Annotated in this window: 18 protein-coding genes; 16 read left to right on the forward strand and 2 right to left on the reverse strand. The window is 70.4% G+C overall.

Annotated elements, in window-relative coordinates; translation table 11 throughout:
- Positions 1-35: 35 nt before the first annotated feature.
- The 4 genes from NCO8_RS10670 to NCO8_RS10685 are packed head-to-tail and all read left to right on the forward strand — an operon-like array spanning position 36 to position 2,934.
- Positions 36-1,076: an Rv2629 family ribosome hibernation factor gene (locus NCO8_RS10670; RefSeq protein WP_067638571.1), complete on the forward strand. Its 1,041-nt coding sequence runs from the start codon at positions 36-38 to the stop codon at positions 1,074-1,076.
- An 18-nt stretch (positions 1,077-1,094) separates the two neighbouring features.
- On the forward strand, positions 1,095-1,274 hold the full coding sequence (locus tag NCO8_RS10675) for a hypothetical protein (RefSeq protein WP_067489744.1): 180 nt from the start codon (positions 1,095-1,097) through the stop codon (positions 1,272-1,274).
- Positions 1,271-1,765, forward strand: a complete 495-nt coding sequence (locus NCO8_RS10680; RefSeq protein WP_067638573.1) for an SRPBCC family protein — start codon at positions 1,271-1,273, stop codon at positions 1,763-1,765. The genes NCO8_RS10675 and NCO8_RS10680 overlap by 4 nt, the downstream gene beginning before the upstream one ends.
- Positions 1,765-2,934 (forward strand): zinc-dependent alcohol dehydrogenase, encoded by a 1,170-nt coding sequence (locus tag NCO8_RS10685; protein WP_067638574.1) that lies wholly within the window; start codon positions 1,765-1,767, stop codon positions 2,932-2,934. Before NCO8_RS10680 ends, NCO8_RS10685 begins: the two co-directional genes overlap by 1 nt.
- A gap of 3 nt (positions 2,935-2,937) precedes the next feature.
- Here NCO8_RS10685 and NCO8_RS10690 read toward each other — a convergent pair whose 3' ends face one another.
- Positions 2,938-4,020, reverse strand: a complete 1,083-nt coding sequence (locus NCO8_RS10690; protein WP_067638577.1) for an NAD-dependent epimerase/dehydratase family protein — start codon at positions 4,018-4,020, stop codon at positions 2,938-2,940.
- A 137-nt stretch (positions 4,021-4,157) separates the two neighbouring features.
- Here NCO8_RS10690 and rfaE2 point away from each other — a divergent pair, with 137 nt between their 5' ends.
- On the forward strand, positions 4,158-5,642 hold the full coding sequence (gene rfaE2 / locus NCO8_RS10695) for a D-glycero-beta-D-manno-heptose 1-phosphate adenylyltransferase (protein ID WP_067638579.1): 1,485 nt from the start codon (positions 4,158-4,160) through the stop codon (positions 5,640-5,642).
- Between the two features lie 45 nt (positions 5,643-5,687).
- Here the strand turns inward: rfaE2 and NCO8_RS10700 are convergent, their stop codons facing one another.
- Complete coding sequence (locus NCO8_RS10700; RefSeq protein WP_084456906.1) at positions 5,688-6,848, reverse strand: glycosyltransferase family 9 protein; 1,161 nt, start codon at positions 6,846-6,848, stop codon at positions 5,688-5,690.
- 202 nt (positions 6,849-7,050) lie between these two features.
- Between NCO8_RS10700 and NCO8_RS10705 the strand changes: the two genes are divergently transcribed.
- From NCO8_RS10705 to NCO8_RS10755, 11 genes are all read left to right on the forward strand, one after another.
- Positions 7,051-8,259: a glycosyltransferase gene (locus NCO8_RS10705; RefSeq protein WP_067638581.1), complete on the forward strand. Its 1,209-nt coding sequence runs from the start codon at positions 7,051-7,053 to the stop codon at positions 8,257-8,259.
- Positions 8,260-8,278: 19 nt separating this feature from the next.
- Complete coding sequence (locus tag NCO8_RS10710) at positions 8,279-8,986, forward strand: SDR family oxidoreductase (RefSeq protein ID WP_376739924.1); 708 nt, start codon at positions 8,279-8,281, stop codon at positions 8,984-8,986.
- Entirely contained in the window at positions 8,983-9,960 is a 978-nt protein-coding gene (locus tag NCO8_RS10715) for a glycosyltransferase (RefSeq protein ID WP_067639980.1), read from the forward strand. The genes NCO8_RS10710 and NCO8_RS10715 overlap by 4 nt, the downstream gene beginning before the upstream one ends.
- Complete coding sequence (locus NCO8_RS10720) at positions 9,957-10,973, forward strand: glycosyltransferase family 9 protein (RefSeq protein ID WP_067638585.1); 1,017 nt, start codon at positions 9,957-9,959, stop codon at positions 10,971-10,973. Before NCO8_RS10715 ends, NCO8_RS10720 begins: the two co-directional genes overlap by 4 nt.
- A gap of 77 nt (positions 10,974-11,050) precedes the next feature.
- Positions 11,051-11,584 carry a D-glycero-alpha-D-manno-heptose-1,7-bisphosphate 7-phosphatase gene (locus tag NCO8_RS10725; protein WP_067638587.1) on the forward strand — a complete coding sequence of 178 codons (534 nt, stop codon included), beginning with the start codon at positions 11,051-11,053 and terminating at the stop codon, positions 11,582-11,584.
- Positions 11,581-12,192 carry a D-sedoheptulose-7-phosphate isomerase gene (locus tag NCO8_RS10730; protein WP_067489721.1) on the forward strand — a complete coding sequence of 204 codons (612 nt, stop codon included), beginning with the start codon at positions 11,581-11,583 and terminating at the stop codon, positions 12,190-12,192. Before NCO8_RS10725 ends, NCO8_RS10730 begins: the two co-directional genes overlap by 4 nt.
- Positions 12,189-13,154: a PfkB family carbohydrate kinase gene (locus tag NCO8_RS10735; RefSeq protein WP_067638589.1), complete on the forward strand. Its 966-nt coding sequence runs from the start codon at positions 12,189-12,191 to the stop codon at positions 13,152-13,154. Before NCO8_RS10730 ends, NCO8_RS10735 begins: the two co-directional genes overlap by 4 nt.
- Before the next feature lie 109 nt (positions 13,155-13,263).
- Positions 13,264-13,725, forward strand: a complete 462-nt coding sequence (locus NCO8_RS10740; protein ID WP_067638591.1) for a DUF4383 domain-containing protein — start codon at positions 13,264-13,266, stop codon at positions 13,723-13,725.
- Entirely contained in the window at positions 13,722-14,435 is a 714-nt protein-coding gene (locus tag NCO8_RS10745; RefSeq protein ID WP_067638593.1) for a phosphodiesterase, read from the forward strand. Before NCO8_RS10740 ends, NCO8_RS10745 begins: the two co-directional genes overlap by 4 nt.
- A gap of 38 nt (positions 14,436-14,473) precedes the next feature.
- Positions 14,474-15,805 (forward strand): aldehyde dehydrogenase family protein, encoded by a 1,332-nt coding sequence (locus tag NCO8_RS10750; RefSeq protein WP_067638595.1) that lies wholly within the window; start codon positions 14,474-14,476, stop codon positions 15,803-15,805.
- Positions 15,787-16,341 (forward strand): type 1 glutamine amidotransferase domain-containing protein, encoded by a 555-nt coding sequence (locus tag NCO8_RS10755; RefSeq protein ID WP_067638597.1) that lies wholly within the window; start codon positions 15,787-15,789, stop codon positions 16,339-16,341. Before NCO8_RS10750 ends, NCO8_RS10755 begins: the two co-directional genes overlap by 19 nt.
- Positions 16,342-16,402: the final 61 nt, after the last annotated feature.

Below are 16,402 nucleotides of genomic sequence, written 5' to 3' on the forward strand. Positions count from 1 at the left end.
TCGCGGAAAGGCGCGGGCCCTTCGCTGTCGTGTATATGGATGCCTCACACGACACCGAGGACGCCGCGCATCAACTGGAGCTGCGACGACGGTCCATCAGCGGTCGCCTGCGGGAAGCGGGAGCGAGCGCGGAGATGATCGCGCTGTTCGACCGGGCCGTCGCCGAGGGTCCGCCCGGGCGTGGGCGGGCCGGACGGGTGTTGATCATCGACGATCACACCGTCCATGCCGACGAGCTGCTGCCCGAACCACCGGCTCAGGAGGTGGTGCGGGTCTCGCCGCTGCCCTATCTGCTGCCGTTGCTGCGCCACCACGAGGAACTGATCCCGCATGTGGTCGCCGTGGTCGACAAGGTCGGCTGCGACTTGACCGTCGTGGACGAGAACGGGTCGGTCACCGAACGCAGCGTCGACCAGGACCCGTATCCGGTGCACAAAACCGGCGGCGGGGCATGGGCGCACCGTTCCATGCAGCAACGCGTCGAGGAAACGACCCGGCGGACCATCGACGACCTCGCCGAGCAGGTGCGCACCGAGGCCGAGCAGGTGCATGCCGAGGTGATCGTGGTCGCCGGTGAAGTCAGCGCCCGCAACGCCCTGCACCACGCACTGCCCGAACACGGGCCGACGGTGGTCGAGGTCGAAGCGGGAGCGCGCGCCGCGGGCGGCGACCCGGGTGAGCTCGACGCCGCCGTCCACCGGGTGGTCGCCGAACAGGCCCGCCACGACATCGAGGAGGTCCTCGACACTGTCGCCGCCGAGATCGCCCGCCCCGAAGGCCTGGCGGTGTCCGGTCTCGACGCGACCGCCGAGGCGTTGCGGATGGCGCGCGTGGACCGGTTGCTCATCGACCCGGACCGGCTCGGTGACCGCACCGTGCTGGTCGGCGCCGACCGGGCACAGGTGAGCGTCGACCTGCACGCCCCGGCCGGCTGGACCGGCAGCACCGCCCCACGACAGTCCTGCCGCGCCGACGAGGCACTGCCCGTCGCGGCGATCCTGACCGGTGCCGAGGTCATCGTCACCGGCGGTGTGCCGTCCGAGGACGGCGTCGCCGCCCTGGTCCGGCACCGCTGAAATCCACAAGGAGGCACGATGGTCATCGAACGAGGCAACACCAAGCACGGTCCGGCCCACGACGAGGAACTCGCGCACGAGCTGGACGGCACCATCAAGGGCAACCGGTCGAGCCGGGCCGAGGAGTGGCACGACCCCGAGCCACCCGCCGACGACGACCCCGAAACCGGCATCCGCCCCGACACCCGAAACCGGTGACCTGGGTCGAGGACCGGATCGGGCAGCTGCTGCACAAGGTCGCGCCAACGGCGGGGGCCAGCGTGCACGCGGTGACGATCGCGCGCCCCCGCGCGGACGTCGAACAGTTCTGGCTCGATCCGGCGAACCTGTCCGCGGCGCTGGACGGCATCGCCCACGTGGAATCGACCGCCCCGGACCGGTTGACGTGGTCATTCGTCGAAAACACCGCCGCCGCCGCGCAGTGGGTGAGCCGCACCGTGCGCGCCCCCGGCGAGATCCGCTTCGTCGGCGGCCGCGACCCGGCCGGCCGGTCCCAGATCCGGCTGACGTTCGCCGACGCCCCGGGCGACCTGGGTACGGAGGTGACCATCCGGGTCACCAGCCCGCTGCCCGAACAGCTCACCGGGCATGCCGCGTTCACCGCCCTCTACCGGGCGCGCGCGATTTTGCAGACCGGGGAGGCGCCGACACTGACCCACAATCCGAGCGGACGCGAGCAGGAGGACTGATGCGAGCACTGTGCTGGAACGGCGTGAACGATCTGGCCGTGGAGACGGTGCCCGATCCCCGCCTGGTCAACCCGCACGATGTGATCGTCGCGGTCCGGTTGAGCACCACCTGCGGTTCGGATCTGCATTTCATCGACGGCTACCTGCCCGGTATGCGCGAAGGTGACGTGATCGGACACGAATTCATGGGTGAGGTACTCGAGGTCGGCGGCGCGGTGGAGCGGATCGCCGTCGGTGACCGGGTGGTCGTGCCGTCGTTCATCGGGTGCGGCGCGTGCTGGTACTGCGGCGCGCAACGGTATTCGGCCTGTGACACCACCAACCCGAATGCCGCGGTGCAACAACCGATCCTGGGTTTCCCGTCCGGCGGGATCTACGGCTACACGCATCCCTTCGGCGGCTATCAGGGCTCGCACGCCGAGTACATCCGGGTGCCTTTCGGCGATGTGAACTGTTTCCCGATTCCGGAGTCGATCACCGACGAGCAGGCCCTGTTCTGTTCCGACGCGCTGCCGACCGGGCTGATGGGCGCCGACTTCTGCGACATCTCCCCCGGCGACACCGTCGCGGTCTGGGGCAGCGGCGGCGTCGGATTGATGGCCGCCCACACCAGCCGCCTGCTCGGCGCGGGTCGGGTGATCGTGATCGACCGCGTCCCCGAACGCCTCGAGCTGGCGCGGCGGCACGCGGGCGCCGACACCATCGACTACACCAGTGTCGACAGCGTGCCCGCGACCCTGCGCGAGATGACCGGCGGGCGCGGGCCCGACGCGTGCATCGACGCGGTCGGGATGGAAGCGCACGGCACCGGCGTGCAGCACCTCTACGACCGGGCCAAACAGTTGTTGCGACTGGAAACCGACCGGGCCACCGCGTTGCGCGAGGCGATCATGTCGTGCCGCAAGACCGGGGTGGTTTCGGTGCTCGGCGTGTACGGCGTGACCGACAAATTCCCGATGGGTGTGCTCACCAACAAAGGGCTGACCCTGCGCACCGCCCAGCAGTCCGGTCAGCGCGACGTCTCACGCATGTTCGAGTTCATCACCAGCGGTCAGCTCGACCCGTCGTATCTGATCACCCATGATCTGCCGCTGTCGGACGCGGTCGCCGGCTACGACATCTTCAAGAACGACAAGAGCGAATGCGTGCGCGCGGTCTTCCGGCCGTGACGTTCACCGGTGGGCGTGGCGGGTGAGCTGGTCGACCGGGTCGTGTCCGCCGACGCCGGAGGCGAATTCGCGGTAGCGGAGCGTGCCACCGGCGTCGGCGGCCAGCGGTGGGGTGTCACCGCCGGCGCCGTCGCCGAATCCGTGCAGCACCTCGGTGAGCGCGTCGGCGGCGCTGATCCTCGGTGTCCAGCCGAGTTCGGTGCGGGCGCGGGTGGTGTCGAGCAGCGGTAGATGCATCATCGCGTCGAACAGTTCCGAAGTGGCCGGGACCAGCCGCAACCACCAGCCCACCGTGAGCGCGGCTTTCACCGCGCGGGGCGGGACGAGAAACGTCCTGGTGCGCAGGATGCGGGTGATGGCGTCGCGGTCGATGACGTCGTCGGCGGCCAGATTGAACGCACCGCGCACCTGTTTCGTCACCGCCAGCGCGTAGGCGCGTCCCACATCGCTGCTGTGCAACGCCTGGAACCGCATTCCCCACGGATACGGCAGCACGGGCAGCACCCCGGGCCGGATCAACCGGTTGGGCAGCAGCGGTCCGGCGAACAGGCGGCGTTGTTCGCTGGCCGAGTCGTACTGGAAGGTGAACGCCGGACGCATCCGCACCACCCGGATGTCGGGGTTGTCGCGTTCGAAGATGTCGAGAAGCCGCTCCACATAGGATTTTTCGGCCATGTAGGCGGCGGCTGGCCACCCTTCGGTCGGCCAGCTCTCGGTGACGGGTTGGTCGTCCTCGCGCGGTGCGTACGCTCCGACCGAGGACGCGTAGATCAGCGCGGGCACCTCCGCCTCGGCGACAGCGGCCAGCACCCGTTCGGTGCCGTCGACATTGGTGTGCCAGGTGTCGAGCGGTCGGTGCGTCGGCTGGAACACCCAGGCCAGGTGCACCACCGCGTCCGCGCCACGGAACAACGAGACCAGATCGGCGTCGCGCACGTCGGCGCCGACCCAGTCGACCCCGGCGAGCCCACGGTCGGGTTTGCGCCGCGCCACTCCCAGCACCGACGTCACCGCCGGTCTGGTGGTCAGAGCGTCGACCACCGCCGTGCCGACATTGCCTGTCGCTCCCGTCACGACCACACGCATCGCACACCTCCTCGGCTCGGTTCGCATCCTCGCCATACCCGCGCCGGTGCCGCCGACACCGATCCGCCCGGATCTGTTTGACCCGCCGCGCACGTGGAATCGCTTCGACGACGACCACCGCCCGAGGGAGGACGCCCATGCCGTTCGACCAGACCGATCCAGGCTTTCGCTCACCAGGTCCCGAATCCGTCGATCACGTCGCCGCGCGCCGCCCGCGTGTCGTCGTCCTGGGTGATGCCGTGCTCGACGTGTGGAAATGGGGACGCTGCCACCGGCTGTGTCGGGAGGGCCCGGTGCCGGTGGTCGATGTCGCACGCACCGCGAAAGTGCCTGGGGCGGCGGCGAATACAGCGGTCAACCTCGCCGCGCTCGGCGCGCAGGTGCAGATGGTCGCCACGGTCGGCGACGACGATGCCGGCCACGACCTTCGCGACGCGTTGCGCCGCGCAGGAGTGGGGACCGATACCGTGGTCGCCGATCCGGCCCGGCCCACCGAGGTGAAGGTGCGAGTGATGGCCGACGAGCAGATTCTGCTGCGCTACGACGAGGACTGTGCCCCGGTCCCCACCGACACCACTGCCCTGCTCGCCGCGCTCGACACCGCCCTCGCCGATGCCGACGCGCTGCTGATCTGCGATTACGGCGTCACCCTCGACGACACGATCCGCGACGCGCTGTGCGCGCGCCGCGACAACCTCCCGCTGCTGGTGCTCGACGCGCACGCACCGGCCCGCTGGCAGGCGCTACGGCCCGACCTGGTGACGCCCAACGCCGAGGAGGCCGCGGCCCTGCTCGACACGACGGAGCACACCGACCACGCCCAACTGTTCATCGACCACCGCGACGAACTGATGGCCCGCACCGGAGCGGCCGCGGTGGTGGTCACCCTCGACAAGGACGGCACCGTCCTGCTCGTGGACGGCAAGCCCGCGCACCGGACCTGGGCGGTGGCAGTGCCGGAGAACCGGTCGGCCGGTGCCGGTGACACCTTCGTCGCCGCCCTCACCGCCGCCGTGCTCGACGCGATGCCGCTGACCGGCGCCGTCGAATTCGCCCAGGCGGCTGCCGATGTGGTGTTGCGCAGTCCCGGGACCTCGGTGTGCCGGTGTCCCGATCTGCGTGCCCGCCTCGGCGGCGAGGGCTCCGGGGTCCTCTCGCGCGACCAGTTCATCGCGACCGTGCGCCGCGAGCGCGCCGAGGGCGCGCGGGTGGTGTTCACCAACGGCTGCTTCGACGTGCTGCACGCCGGTCACATCGCCTGCCTCAACGAGGCCAAGAGCCTCGGCGACATCCTGGTGGTCGCCGTGAACTCCGACAGCAGTGTGCGCCGCCTCAAGGGCCCCGAGCGGCCCGTGAACACCGCGGGTGACCGGTGCGCGGTGCTGGCTGCCCTGAGCTGTGTGGACCATGTGACCGTTTTCGACGAGGACACCCCCGCCGAGCTGCTGCGCGCCACCGAGCCCCAGTTGTATGTCAAAGGCGGCGACTACAGCCCGGACATGCTGCCCGAGACCGCGGTCGTCACCGGATACGGCGGCCAGGTCCGGGTCCTGAACTACCTCGCCGACCACTCCACGACGACGATGATCGACCGCATCCGCGGCCGCGTGGGAGAACGATGAGCGACGCCGGTACGGATCCACACCCGGCGTGCGGTACACTTGGCCTCATCGACGACGGTCCCCGACCGTGGCGTCGAGGCCTACGACGTCGTGCCACCGCGGCTCCGGCCGCAGGGCGGTGACAACGCCTGCGGGGCCGAGGAATTCGTCGATCTCACGGCACACCTCCTCGACGGTGACCGAGGCGACGATCGAGTTGTCGTGTTCGCAGCGTGGGGTGCCCTCGTCGGTGAGGGTGGCACCGCAGAGCTGGCAGCGCGTGGTCCACGCGGTCAGCACCCGGTCGTTGGCGCGGTTGAGTGGTCCGGCGTTGACGAGGTTGCCGATCCAGAAGATCCCGACCGTCGGGATGCCGAGCGCTTTGGCCAGATGCCGTGGCCCGCTGTCGTTGCCGACGAAAACCGTTGTCCGCGTGAGCAACCCACACAGCTCGGTCATGTCGGCATCGACGAGGCAGTGCACGTGGCGGGTGTCGCAGCCGCCGACCCGGTCGAGGATTTCGCGCAGCAGCGGACGGTCGTCGTGGGTGCCGATCACATGAACGGTGGCCCCGCCGCGCACACAATGCTCGATGACCTCCGCGAATTTGCGCACGGGCCACCGCCTTCGGGGATCGGTCGCCGAGGGGTGAACCGTGACAACGGGGCCCGTCGCCTGCCCGACGAGCCGTTCGGCGGCCGCCTCGTCGTCGGGGGTGACCCTGATCCTCGGTTCGAGAGTGACCGGTGCGGCCCCGGCCAACCCGACCACCTCGAGCGCACGGATCATCTCGTGCTGGTAGTACCGGAACGGGGTGGTCCTGGTCAGTTCGATGGCACCGTCGGCGCGCGAACCGACCGTCCACCGAGCTCCCGTGCGGCGCAGGAACCGGTTCGACCAGGCACCGCCGCCGTGCAGCTGAACACCCAGATCGACGCGCTCCCTTGCCGTTTCGTAGAGCAGCGCGCCCTCGGCGGGTGAGCCCTGCGGTGGGAGCACCCGCACGTCGTGCACCGGTCCCGGCCGTGATCGCAGCAGCGCGGCATGCAGGGCCGAACCGAACAGGGTGATCCGCGCCGACGGGTAAGTCGCGGCCAGCGCCTCGATCGCGGGCAGGGCGAGCAACACGTCGCCCAGACCACCACCGCGCAACACCACGATGCGTTCGACATCCGGGAGCGGCCGCGAGATGGGCCCGAGAACGCTGTCGCCGGACGCGGTCGTCATCTCGGCACTCCTTACCCGATTTTGTGGTGGCGGTGATCGGCACCGGCCGCAGTACCCCACCGGCGCGCACCGAAACAGTCGGGCGAAACCGGCACGCCGCTGTTTGACCCACTTCTCCCCGGGCATAGCGCCCAGCGAGAACCGGTCACCCCGCAAGCGGTGCGTTCCCCGGCCGCCGCTCGCCCGACGAACGGAGTCCGCGTTGAAGATCGCCATGGTTTCCGAACACGCGAGTCCGCTGGCGCCGCTCGGCGGCACCGATGCCGGGGGTCAGAACGTCCACGTCGCCGCCCTCTCAGCCACCCTCGCCCAGCGCGGACACGACGTGATCGTCTACACCAGACACGACGGAACCCACTCCGAACGCACGATCCACACCGACGACGGCTACCGCGTCGTGCACGTCCCCGCCGGCCCGCCGCGCCCCATCCCCAAGGACGAAATCCTCCCTCACCTGGGTGAATTCGCCGCGTTTCTGCGCGACGACTGGGCCCGCGAGCATCCCGACGTGGTACACGCGCACTTCTGGATGTCGGGTATGGCCGCCGAGCTGGCCGCCCACGGCACCGGTATCCCCGTCCTGGTCACTTTCCACGCGCTCGGCACTGTCAAACACCGGTACCAGGGTCGCGCCGACACCAGTCCACCCGCGCGTATCCGCATCGAACGTCTTGTCGCGTCGCGCTCGGCGCGGGTCATTGCCACCTGTTCCGACGAGGTCGGCGAACTCACCAAGATGGGTGTGCCACCGCATCACGTGTCGGTGGTTCCGTGCGGTGTGGACCTCGACCTGTTCACCCCCGACGGCCCGGTCGCCGAACGCGGCGCACCGCACCGCATCCTGTCGGTCGGGCGGATGGTGCCACGCAAAGGCTACGACCTGGCCATCGCCGCACTGCGCGAGTTACCCGACACCGAACTCGTCATCGCGGGCGGCGCCGACGACAAGGGCAAAACCCACGCCGAGGCGCGACGGCTGCGCGGTTGTGCGCACCGCATCGGCGTCGGGGACCGGGTGCACCTGCTCGGGTCGGTCGAGCACACCGCCATGCCGGAATTGATCCGCTCCGCCGATGTCGTGGCCTGCACACCCTGGTACGAGCCGTTCGGCATCGTGCCGCTCGAGGCGATGGGCTGCGCGCGACCCGTGGTCGCCACCGCTGTCGGCGGCATGCTCGACACCGTCGTCGACGGTGTCACCGGCGCCCTGGTGGCACCGAACTCCCCCGAGGCCCTGGCCGCCGCGATCCGCCCGCTGCTCGACAACCCGCACCTGGCCGCCTCCCGAGGCGCGGCCGGGCGACGTCGAGCCGAGAACTCCTACTCCTGGGAGCGGGTCGGTACCCGAACCCTCACCGCCTACCGCAAAGTATGCGCGCGCCGCGTCGACCGGGCCGCGATGTCGGCATGACCCCGCTGAAAGGAGTTCCATCCTCGTGAACCCGTCAACACGCCCGCTCGGCACCGTCCTCGTCACCGGCGGATCCTCAGGTCTCGGCGCCGCGACCGTCGCCGCGATCCGCGCCGCGGGCGGCACACCCGTGGTGCTCGACCGCAACGCTCCCGCCGACGGAATCGACTGGGAGCAAACAGATCTCGCCGACACCGCCGCCGCGACGGCCGCGGTCGAACGGTTGCTCGACCGCACCGGTGGTCACCTCGACGCGGTGTTCACCGCCGCGGGCACCGACGCCTGCGGCCCGCTCGACAGCGTGTCGGCGCAGAAGTGGGAAAACGTGGTCAAGGTGAATCTGTTCGGCACCGCCGCCGTCGTCCGCGCGGCGCTGCCCGCCCTGCGCGCGAGCAAGGGCACCGTCGTCACCTGCGCCTCCACCCTCGGCATGCGCGCGCTGCCCGACGCCACCGCCTACTGCGCGTCGAAATTCGGCGTCGTCGGCTTCACCCGCGCCCTGGCCGCCGAGACCGCGGGCGAGGTCGGCGTGACCCTGCTGGTGCCCGGCGGCATGGACACCGCGTTCTTCGACGACCGGACCCCGCAGTACCAGCCACCGGCCGACGCGAAACTCAACCGGCCCGAAGACGTCGCCGCCGCGGTCGTTTTCGCGCTCTCCCAACCACCGGGCTGTCAGGTGCGCGAACTGATGGTGTGCCCGTCGACGGAGCCGTCGTGGCCATGACGACGATCCTCGCCTGGCATGTGCACGGGTCCTGGATGAGTTCGTTCGTCCAGGGACCGCACCGCTACCTGATCCCGCACGACCCACGCTGGGGCGGGTGGGCGCTCGGCCGGTGCGGGCGACCGTGGCCGGCCGGCGCCGAGGAGATCGCCCCCGAGGCGCTCGCCGACGAACACGTGGATGTCGTTGTGGCACAACGCCCCCGCGAGCTGGAACTGGCCCAACGCTGGCTCGGCCGCACTCCCGGTGTCGATGTTCCCCTGATCTACGTCGAACACAACACCCCGTCCGGGCACGCCGCGACCACCCGGCACCCCATGGCCGACCGCGACGACCTCACCCTGGTCCACGTCACCGAGTTCAACCGGTTGATGTGGGACAACGGGCACACCAGGGTGCGCGTCGTTCCCCACGGGGTCCTCGATCCCGGCCCCCTCTACACCGGCGAACTCGAGCGGGCCGCCACCATCGTCAACGAACCGGTGCGCCGCTGGCGCGTGACCGGCACCGATCTGCTCGCCGAACTCTCCGATACCACCCCGATCGATGTGTTCGGGATGGAAACCGACCACGTCCACACCGCCGTCGACCGGCCGAAAGATCGTGTGTGCGGGCACGGCGACCTGCGCCAGAACCACCTGCACGCCGAAGTCGCGCGCCGCCGCGTGTTCGTGCACACCCCACGCTGGACCTCGCTGGGCCTGTCGGTGCTCGAGGCCATGCATATCGGGATGCCGGTCGTCGCCGTCGCCACCACGGAGGCGGCGGCCGCGGTCCCGCCCGAGGCCGGAGTGGTGTCCACCGATGTGTCGGTTCTGGGCCGAGCACTGCAGCGGTTCGTGGCCGAACCCGATCTGGCCCAGCTCGCCGGCAAAGCCGCACGGCAGTGGGCGCAGACCAATTTCGGCATCGACCAGTTCGTCGAACGCTGGGACGAACTGCTCGCCGACACCGTGGAGGGTGGGCGGCGATGAGGCATGTGCTGGTGGCCCGGCTCGACAGTGCGGGCGACGTGCTGCTCACCGGGCCCGCCGTCCGGGCGGTCGCGGCGGGGTCCGACAAGGTCACCTTCCTCGCCGGGCCACGCGGTGCGGCAGCGGCCCGCCTGCTGCCGGGGGTGGACGAAGTCGTCGAATTCCACGCCGGGTGGGTCGATTTCGACGCGCCACCGGTCACCGGAGACGTCATCGACGCACTGCTCGACACCCTGCGCGCCGTCGCACCGACCGAGGCCGTCATCTTCACCTCGTTCCACCAGTCACCCCTGCCGTTGGCGCTGGTGCTGCGCATGGCCGGGGTCGGTCGTATCGCGGGCATCAGCGTCGACTACCCGGGCTCACTGCTCGATCTACGCGACACCCGCGACGAGGACCGGCCCGAACAGATCCGCAATCTGGCCCTGGCCGAAGCCGCCGGGTTCCCCGGCGACTCCGATCAGCTCCGGATCCGCGAGGACCTGCTGCCCGATGTCGGTACCCGCACCGGCGGGCCCGGCTACATCGTCGTCCATCCCGGCGCCGCCGTACCGGCCCGCCGACCTACCCCGGAACGGATGAGAACCCATGTGGCAGCCCTGGTCCGGGCCGGGTACCGGGTACTGGTCACCGGTGGTCCCGACGAGCACACCGCCTTCGTCGCCGACGGGCTGGCCACTGACCTCGGCGGCCGCACCGACCTCGCAACGCTGGCAGCGATACTGCGCGACGCCGATGTCGTCGTCGCCCCCAACACCGGGCCCGCCCACCTGGCCGCCGCGGTCGGCACACCCGTGGTCTCCCTGTTCGCACCGGTCGTCCCGGCCGCGCGGTGGGCGCCCTACGGTGTGCCGGTCGTGGTGCTCGGCCGGTCCGCAGCGTGCGAGGGCACCAGAGCCCGCACCTGCCCGGTACCGGGACACCCGTGCCTCGACACCATCACCTCCGCGGAGATCGTCGACGCGGTGGACACCCTGTGCGCCCGACCCGCCGACACGAGGCGGCCCGCATGAACACTCGCTCACTGCCCACCACACGAACGAACGGATCCGGCCGACACGGTCGATCGCGTTGCGCCCCTCCTGCTGCCGTGCTCTTCGATCGCGATGCGACGCTCATCGAGGACGTCCCCTACCTCGGCGACCCGGCACTGGTGCGTCCCGTGCCCGGTGCCGCCGACGCACTGGCCCGGCTACGCGCCGACGGGATCCCGATCGGTGTGGTGAGCAATCAGTCCGGCATCGCCCGTGGCCTCATCACCCACGCCCAGGTCCGTGCGGTCAACGCCGCCGTCGACCAACTACTCGGCCCGTTCGACACGTGGCAGTTCTGCCCGCACGGTCCCGCCGACGGCTGCGCATGCCGCAAACCCGCCCCGGGCATGGTGTTTCGCGCCACCGAAGAACTCGGCGTCGCGCCCGCCGACTGTGTCCTGATCGGTGACATCGGCGCCGATATCGAGGCCGCTCAGGCCGCCGGATGCGCCGCGATCCTGGTGCCGACCCCCATCACCCGGCGTGCGGAGATCGACCACGCGCGCGCCACCGCCCTCGTCGCCCTGGACCTGCCGACCGCCGTCGCCCTCGCCATGACGGGCGCCGCACGAAAGGAATTCGCGCCATGAACAATCCACCCGGCACCCGCCACCTGGTCGCCGAGACCGGTGCGAACCTCGAACACCACTTCGGTGCGCTCGGCGCCGCCCTGGAACGCAACCGGACCGCCTCGATCCGCCGCATCTGGTCCTGGGGCGAACAACTCGCCGACATCTACCAACGCAACGGGCGACTGTTCACCTGCGGAAACGGTGGCAGCGCCGCCGAAGCCCAGCACCTCAGCGCCGAACTCACCGGCCGGTTCCGCACCGAACGCCGGCCGTTGGCCGCGATCGCCCTGCACTGCGACACCTCCGCGACCACCGCCATCGTCAACGACTACGGCATCGAGGAGATGTTCGCCCGCCAGCTACGCGCCCACGGCCGCCCCGGCGACGCCCTCGTCGTGCTCTCCACCAGCGGCAGCAGCCCCAACGTCGTCGCCACCGCCAAAGCCGCCCACGAAATGGGCATCACCACCTGGGCGCTGACCGGCCCACCACCGAACACCCTCGCCTCGGTCTGCGACGACGCGATCGCCGTCGAAGCCGACAGCGTCGCCACCGTGCAGGAAATGCACCTCGTGCTCGTCCACGCCCTGTGCACCGCCCTCGATGCCGCATTGGAGGCACTGTGACCGCCCATCCAGGACCGATCGTCGTGCTCGGTGACGTCTTCCTCGACATCGACGTCGACGGTCACTGCGAACGCTACAGCCAGGACGACGCCCCGATCGTCGATGTCACCACCACCCGCTACCGCCCCGGCGGGGCGGGTCTGGCCGCCCGCCTCGCCGCGGGCGACGCCGACGAGGTGGTCCTCGTCGGCGGTTTCGCCAACGACCACGCCGGACACCAGTTGCGCGCACTGCTCGAACCGTACGTGCAGGTCATCGGTGTGCCGTTGCACGGTTCGACGGTGTGCAAGCAGCGGGTGCGCGCCGACGGGCGCTGCACCGACGGTGAGGATCCCGTGGTGATCGCCCGCTGCGATTCGGGCACCGGCAAGGTGGCACCGGGGCCGATCCCCACCGATATCGACAGCGTCCTGGCCCGTGCCTCGGGTGTGCTGGTGTCCGACTACGGCCGCGGCATGACCTCGCACCCGCAGATCCGTGGTCTGCTGCGCACCCTCGCCCCACGCATCCCGGTGGTGTGGGACCCGCACCCACTGGGCTCGCTACCGATTCCCGACACCGCCATTGTCACCCCCAACCGCAGCGAGGCATTGCGGTTGCTCGATTCGGCCTCCTCGATCCGCGACACGAGCACCCTGGCCCGCCTGTGGTCGGCGCGCGCGGTCGCGGTCACCCTCGGGGCCGAGGGCGCCTATCTGTGCGGTGCGGAATTCCCGGCCGGGATGCGTATCCAGGTGCCACCGGGGCGCCGTGCCCCCGAGGGCGTCGATATCTGCGGGGCCGGTGACCGATTCGCCGCGGCCGTCACCGTGGTGCTGGCCGAAGGCGAGTCGACCGAACCCGCCGTCCGCCACGCCGTGAGCGCGGCCGCCGAATTCGTGTGTAACGGTGCGGCGTCCTCGCTCGCCGAGCCCGAACCGGCCGTGACCGACGCGATGGCGGAGGTGGTCGGGTGGCGGTGACCCTGCCGCGCGCAATCGAACGCGGGTTTACCACCCACCTCAGCGGGCATGCGCCCGTCGTCCAGGCAAGCGGGTCGGGCACACCCGGCCCATCCGAAAGGAGCACGCCGTGTCCACACGTGTAGGCAGAACGGGTTCGGCCCGCTCACCGATCCAGCTGGCCTCGCTGGCCGTAGGCGCGGTCTTCCTGCTGGTCGGTGTCCTCGGATTCATCCCCGGCATCACCACCGACTACGACCACCTGCAGTGGGCAGGACACGAATCACACGCAAAGCTGTTCGGCGTGTTCGCCGTGTCGGTGCTGCACAACATCGTGCACCTCGTCTTCGGCATCCTCGGCCTGCTCGCTGCCGCGAGCGCCGCGACCGCGCGAACGTTCCTGATCGGCGGCGGTGTCGTCTACCTGGTCCTGTGGCTCTACGGATTGCTGGTCGACGAGCACAGCGACGCCAACTTCGTCCCGCTCAACGACGCCGACAACTGGCTGCACCTGGGCCTCGGGCTCGGCATGATCGCCCTGGGTGCCCTGCTGCCCCGCACCGTCGCGACCACCGTGGACCGCCGCCGATGATCGACAAAGCGACCCTCACCGACCTCCCGAACACCGTGGTACGCACCGCTTTCCAGGCCGGTGCCAAGGTCAGGCACGCGCGGGTGTTCCATCCGCGCGGCCTGCGCCTGGCCGGACGCTTCCACGCCGCCGCCGACTTCGTGCCCTGGTTCGGACCGGGCGAACGCGCCGTCATCGGCAGACTGTCCAAAGGTATCGGCACCCCGACCGGCATCCCCGACGTACTCGGCCTGGCCTTCCGTGTCCTCGACCGCGACGACCACCCCTGGGACTTCGCCCTCGCCACCACCGGACGCGGCACACTCGGCAGATTCGTCATCACCGCCGCACGCGGCTGGGACCGCGCCTGCTTCGGTTCGCTGATGCCCTACCGCTTCGGCGACGACTCACCGGTCTGGTTGTTCGCCGAACCCCTCGACGACCTGCCCGGCACCGCCTCCCTGCAAGCACTGCGCGACCACCTCGACAACGATCACCTCCTGCGGTTCTCCCTCACCGCCGAACCCCTCGGCGGAGAACCGATCCCCGTCGGCGAACTCGACCTGCGCCGCGCCGAACCCGGCGAATACCGCACCGACTTCTTCGACCCGATCCTCAACCGCCCGGCCGGTGTCGCCCTGGTCCCGCACGCGCTCGACCGATTCCGCGAAAGCGCCTACACCGGAAGCAGGCGCGGACGGACAGACGAAACCGACCATCCCCCAACATGATTCCTGTTTCCCCGCCGCCTACCGGGTATGCCGACCACATGACCACAACCACCGCACCCCCCACCACCTCCCCCGAGGAGATCGCCGACGCGGTGCGCTGCGCGCGCGCCGCCCAACTCGGCTGGGCAAGCGTCCCACCCGCCGACCGCGCCGGGATGCTCCGCGCCGCAGCAGCGGCCGTGCGCGCCCACGCCGACGACCTCGCCACCACCCTCGAATCCGAAACCGGGCGCCCCGCGGCCTCCGGACGCGAGGGAGTCCTCGCGGGTGTGTCCACCCTCGACCAGTACGCCGAACTCGGCCCCCTGCATCGCGGCAAATCGCTGCAAGGCTCCCCCGAGGCCACCGACTTCATGATCCCGGAACCACGCGGTGTGGTCGTCGCTCTCACCCCGTGGAACGACCCGGTCGCCATCGCCTGCGGGCTGCTCGGCGCCGCCGTCGTCACCGGAAACACGGTGCTGCACAAGCCGAGCGAACGGTGTCCCCGCACCGGCGAACTCCTCGGACAGATCATGTCGCCCCACTTCCCCGACGCGGTCCTCGCCACCGTCACCGGCGGTGGCGACATCGGCGCCCTGCTCGCGTCCTCCCCCGAGGTCGACGTGATCGCCCATGTCGGCAGCAGCGAGACCGGGCAGCGCATCGCCGCCGCGGCCGCCCGCACCGGCGCCAAGGTGCTGCTCGAGAACGGCGGCAACGACCCACTGCTCATCGACGCCGACGTCGACCCCGAATGGGCCGCCGAACAGGCCGCGCTCGGCGCGTTCGCCAACGCGGGCCAGATCTGCACCTCGGTCGAACGCATCTACGTCCACACCGCCGTCGCCCCCCGCTTCCTCGAGGCACTGTGCGCCCGCGCCGCCGCATGGAACGAACACCCGCAACCACTCGTCGACGCCCGCCAACGCGCCCACGTCCACGATCACGTCGCCGACGCCGTCGACCACGGCGCCCGCGTCCTCGTCGGCGGCCACATCCCCGACGGGCCCGGCGCGACCTACCCGGCCACCGTCCTCACCGACTGCCTCCCCCAGATGCGGGTGCTGCGCGAGGAAACCTTCGGCCCGGTCGCCCCGGTCCGGGTGGTCCCCGACTTCGACACCGGGCTCGACGAAGCCGCCACCGGTGAATACGGCCTCGCGGCCACCGTCCTGACAGGTTCCATGGACCACGCCCAAAGAGCTTGGCGCACTTTGCCTGTCGCGACCGTGAAGATCAACGCCGTCTTCGGTGGCGCCCCCGGCGGAGCCGCCCAACCCCGCGGCCGTTCCGGCAACGGCTTCGGCTACGGCCCCGAACTGCTCGACGAAATGACCACCGTGAAAGTCGTCCACGTGAGGAGTGCACCATGCCCCAGCAGCCACTGACCGGTAAGCGCGTCGCCATCCTGGCCACCGACGGCGTCGAACAGGTCGAACTCGTGCAACCCCGCGCCGCCGTCGAAGACGCGGGCGCGACCACCACCCTGCTCTCCCTGGAATCGGGCAGCATCCAGGCCATGAACCACGACGTCGAGAAGGGCGACACCTTCACCGTGGACCAGGTCGTCAGCCAGGCCAGTCCCGACGACTACGACGCCCTCATCCTGCCCGGCGGCACCACCAACCCCGACAAACTCCGCCAGGACTCCTCGGCCGTCGGCTTCGTGAAACAGTTCGCCGCGACCGGCAAACCGATCGGCGTCATCTGCCACGGCCCCTGGACTCTCGTCGAGGCCGACGCGGTCCGCGGCCGCACCCTCACCGGCTACCCCAGTGTGCGCACCGACATCCGCAACGCAGGCGGCACCGTCGTCGACGAGGAGGTCGTCACCGACAACGGGCTCGTCTCGAGCCGCAACCCCGACGATCTGCCCGCCTTCTGCGCCAAGATCGTCGAGGAATTCGCCGAAGGCCGACACTGACCCAGGCCGCCGGGCCGATCCCCACCCGACCGGTCACCGCGCGGTAGCGTGGACATCGGAG

Source organism: Nocardia coubleae NBRC 108252 (assembly GCF_001612805.1).
Lineage (GTDB): Bacteria > Actinomycetota > Actinomycetes > Mycobacteriales > Mycobacteriaceae > Nocardia > Nocardia coubleae.

Excerpts from the sequence above, each read along its gene's own strand:
- NCO8_RS10670 (WP_067638571.1), top strand. The coding sequence starts at position 36 with ATGGATGCCTCACACGACACCGAGGACGCCGCGCATCAACTGGAGCTG.
- NCO8_RS10675 (WP_067489744.1), top strand. The coding sequence starts at position 1,095 with ATGGTCATCGAACGAGGCAACACCAAGCACGGTCCGGCCCACGACGAG.
- NCO8_RS10685 (WP_067638574.1), top strand. The coding sequence starts at position 1,765 with ATGCGAGCACTGTGCTGGAACGGCGTGAACGATCTGGCCGTGGAGACG.
- NCO8_RS10690 (WP_067638577.1), bottom strand. The coding sequence starts at position 4,020 with ATGCGTGTGGTCGTGACGGGAGCGACAGGCAATGTCGGCACGGCGGTG.
- rfaE2 (WP_067638579.1), top strand. The coding sequence starts at position 4,158 with ATGCCGTTCGACCAGACCGATCCAGGCTTTCGCTCACCAGGTCCCGAA.
- NCO8_RS10700 (WP_084456906.1), bottom strand. The coding sequence starts at position 6,848 with ATGACGACCGCGTCCGGCGACAGCGTTCTCGGGCCCATCTCGCGGCCG.
- NCO8_RS10715 (WP_067639980.1), top strand. The coding sequence starts at position 8,983 with ATGACGACGATCCTCGCCTGGCATGTGCACGGGTCCTGGATGAGTTCG.
- NCO8_RS10720 (WP_067638585.1), top strand. The coding sequence starts at position 9,957 with ATGAGGCATGTGCTGGTGGCCCGGCTCGACAGTGCGGGCGACGTGCTG.
- NCO8_RS10730 (WP_067489721.1), top strand. The coding sequence starts at position 11,581 with ATGAACAATCCACCCGGCACCCGCCACCTGGTCGCCGAGACCGGTGCG.
- NCO8_RS10745 (WP_067638593.1), top strand. The coding sequence starts at position 13,722 with ATGATCGACAAAGCGACCCTCACCGACCTCCCGAACACCGTGGTACGC.
- NCO8_RS10750 (WP_067638595.1), top strand. The coding sequence starts at position 14,474 with ATGACCACAACCACCGCACCCCCCACCACCTCCCCCGAGGAGATCGCC.
- NCO8_RS10755 (WP_067638597.1), top strand. The coding sequence starts at position 15,787 with ATGCCCCAGCAGCCACTGACCGGTAAGCGCGTCGCCATCCTGGCCACC.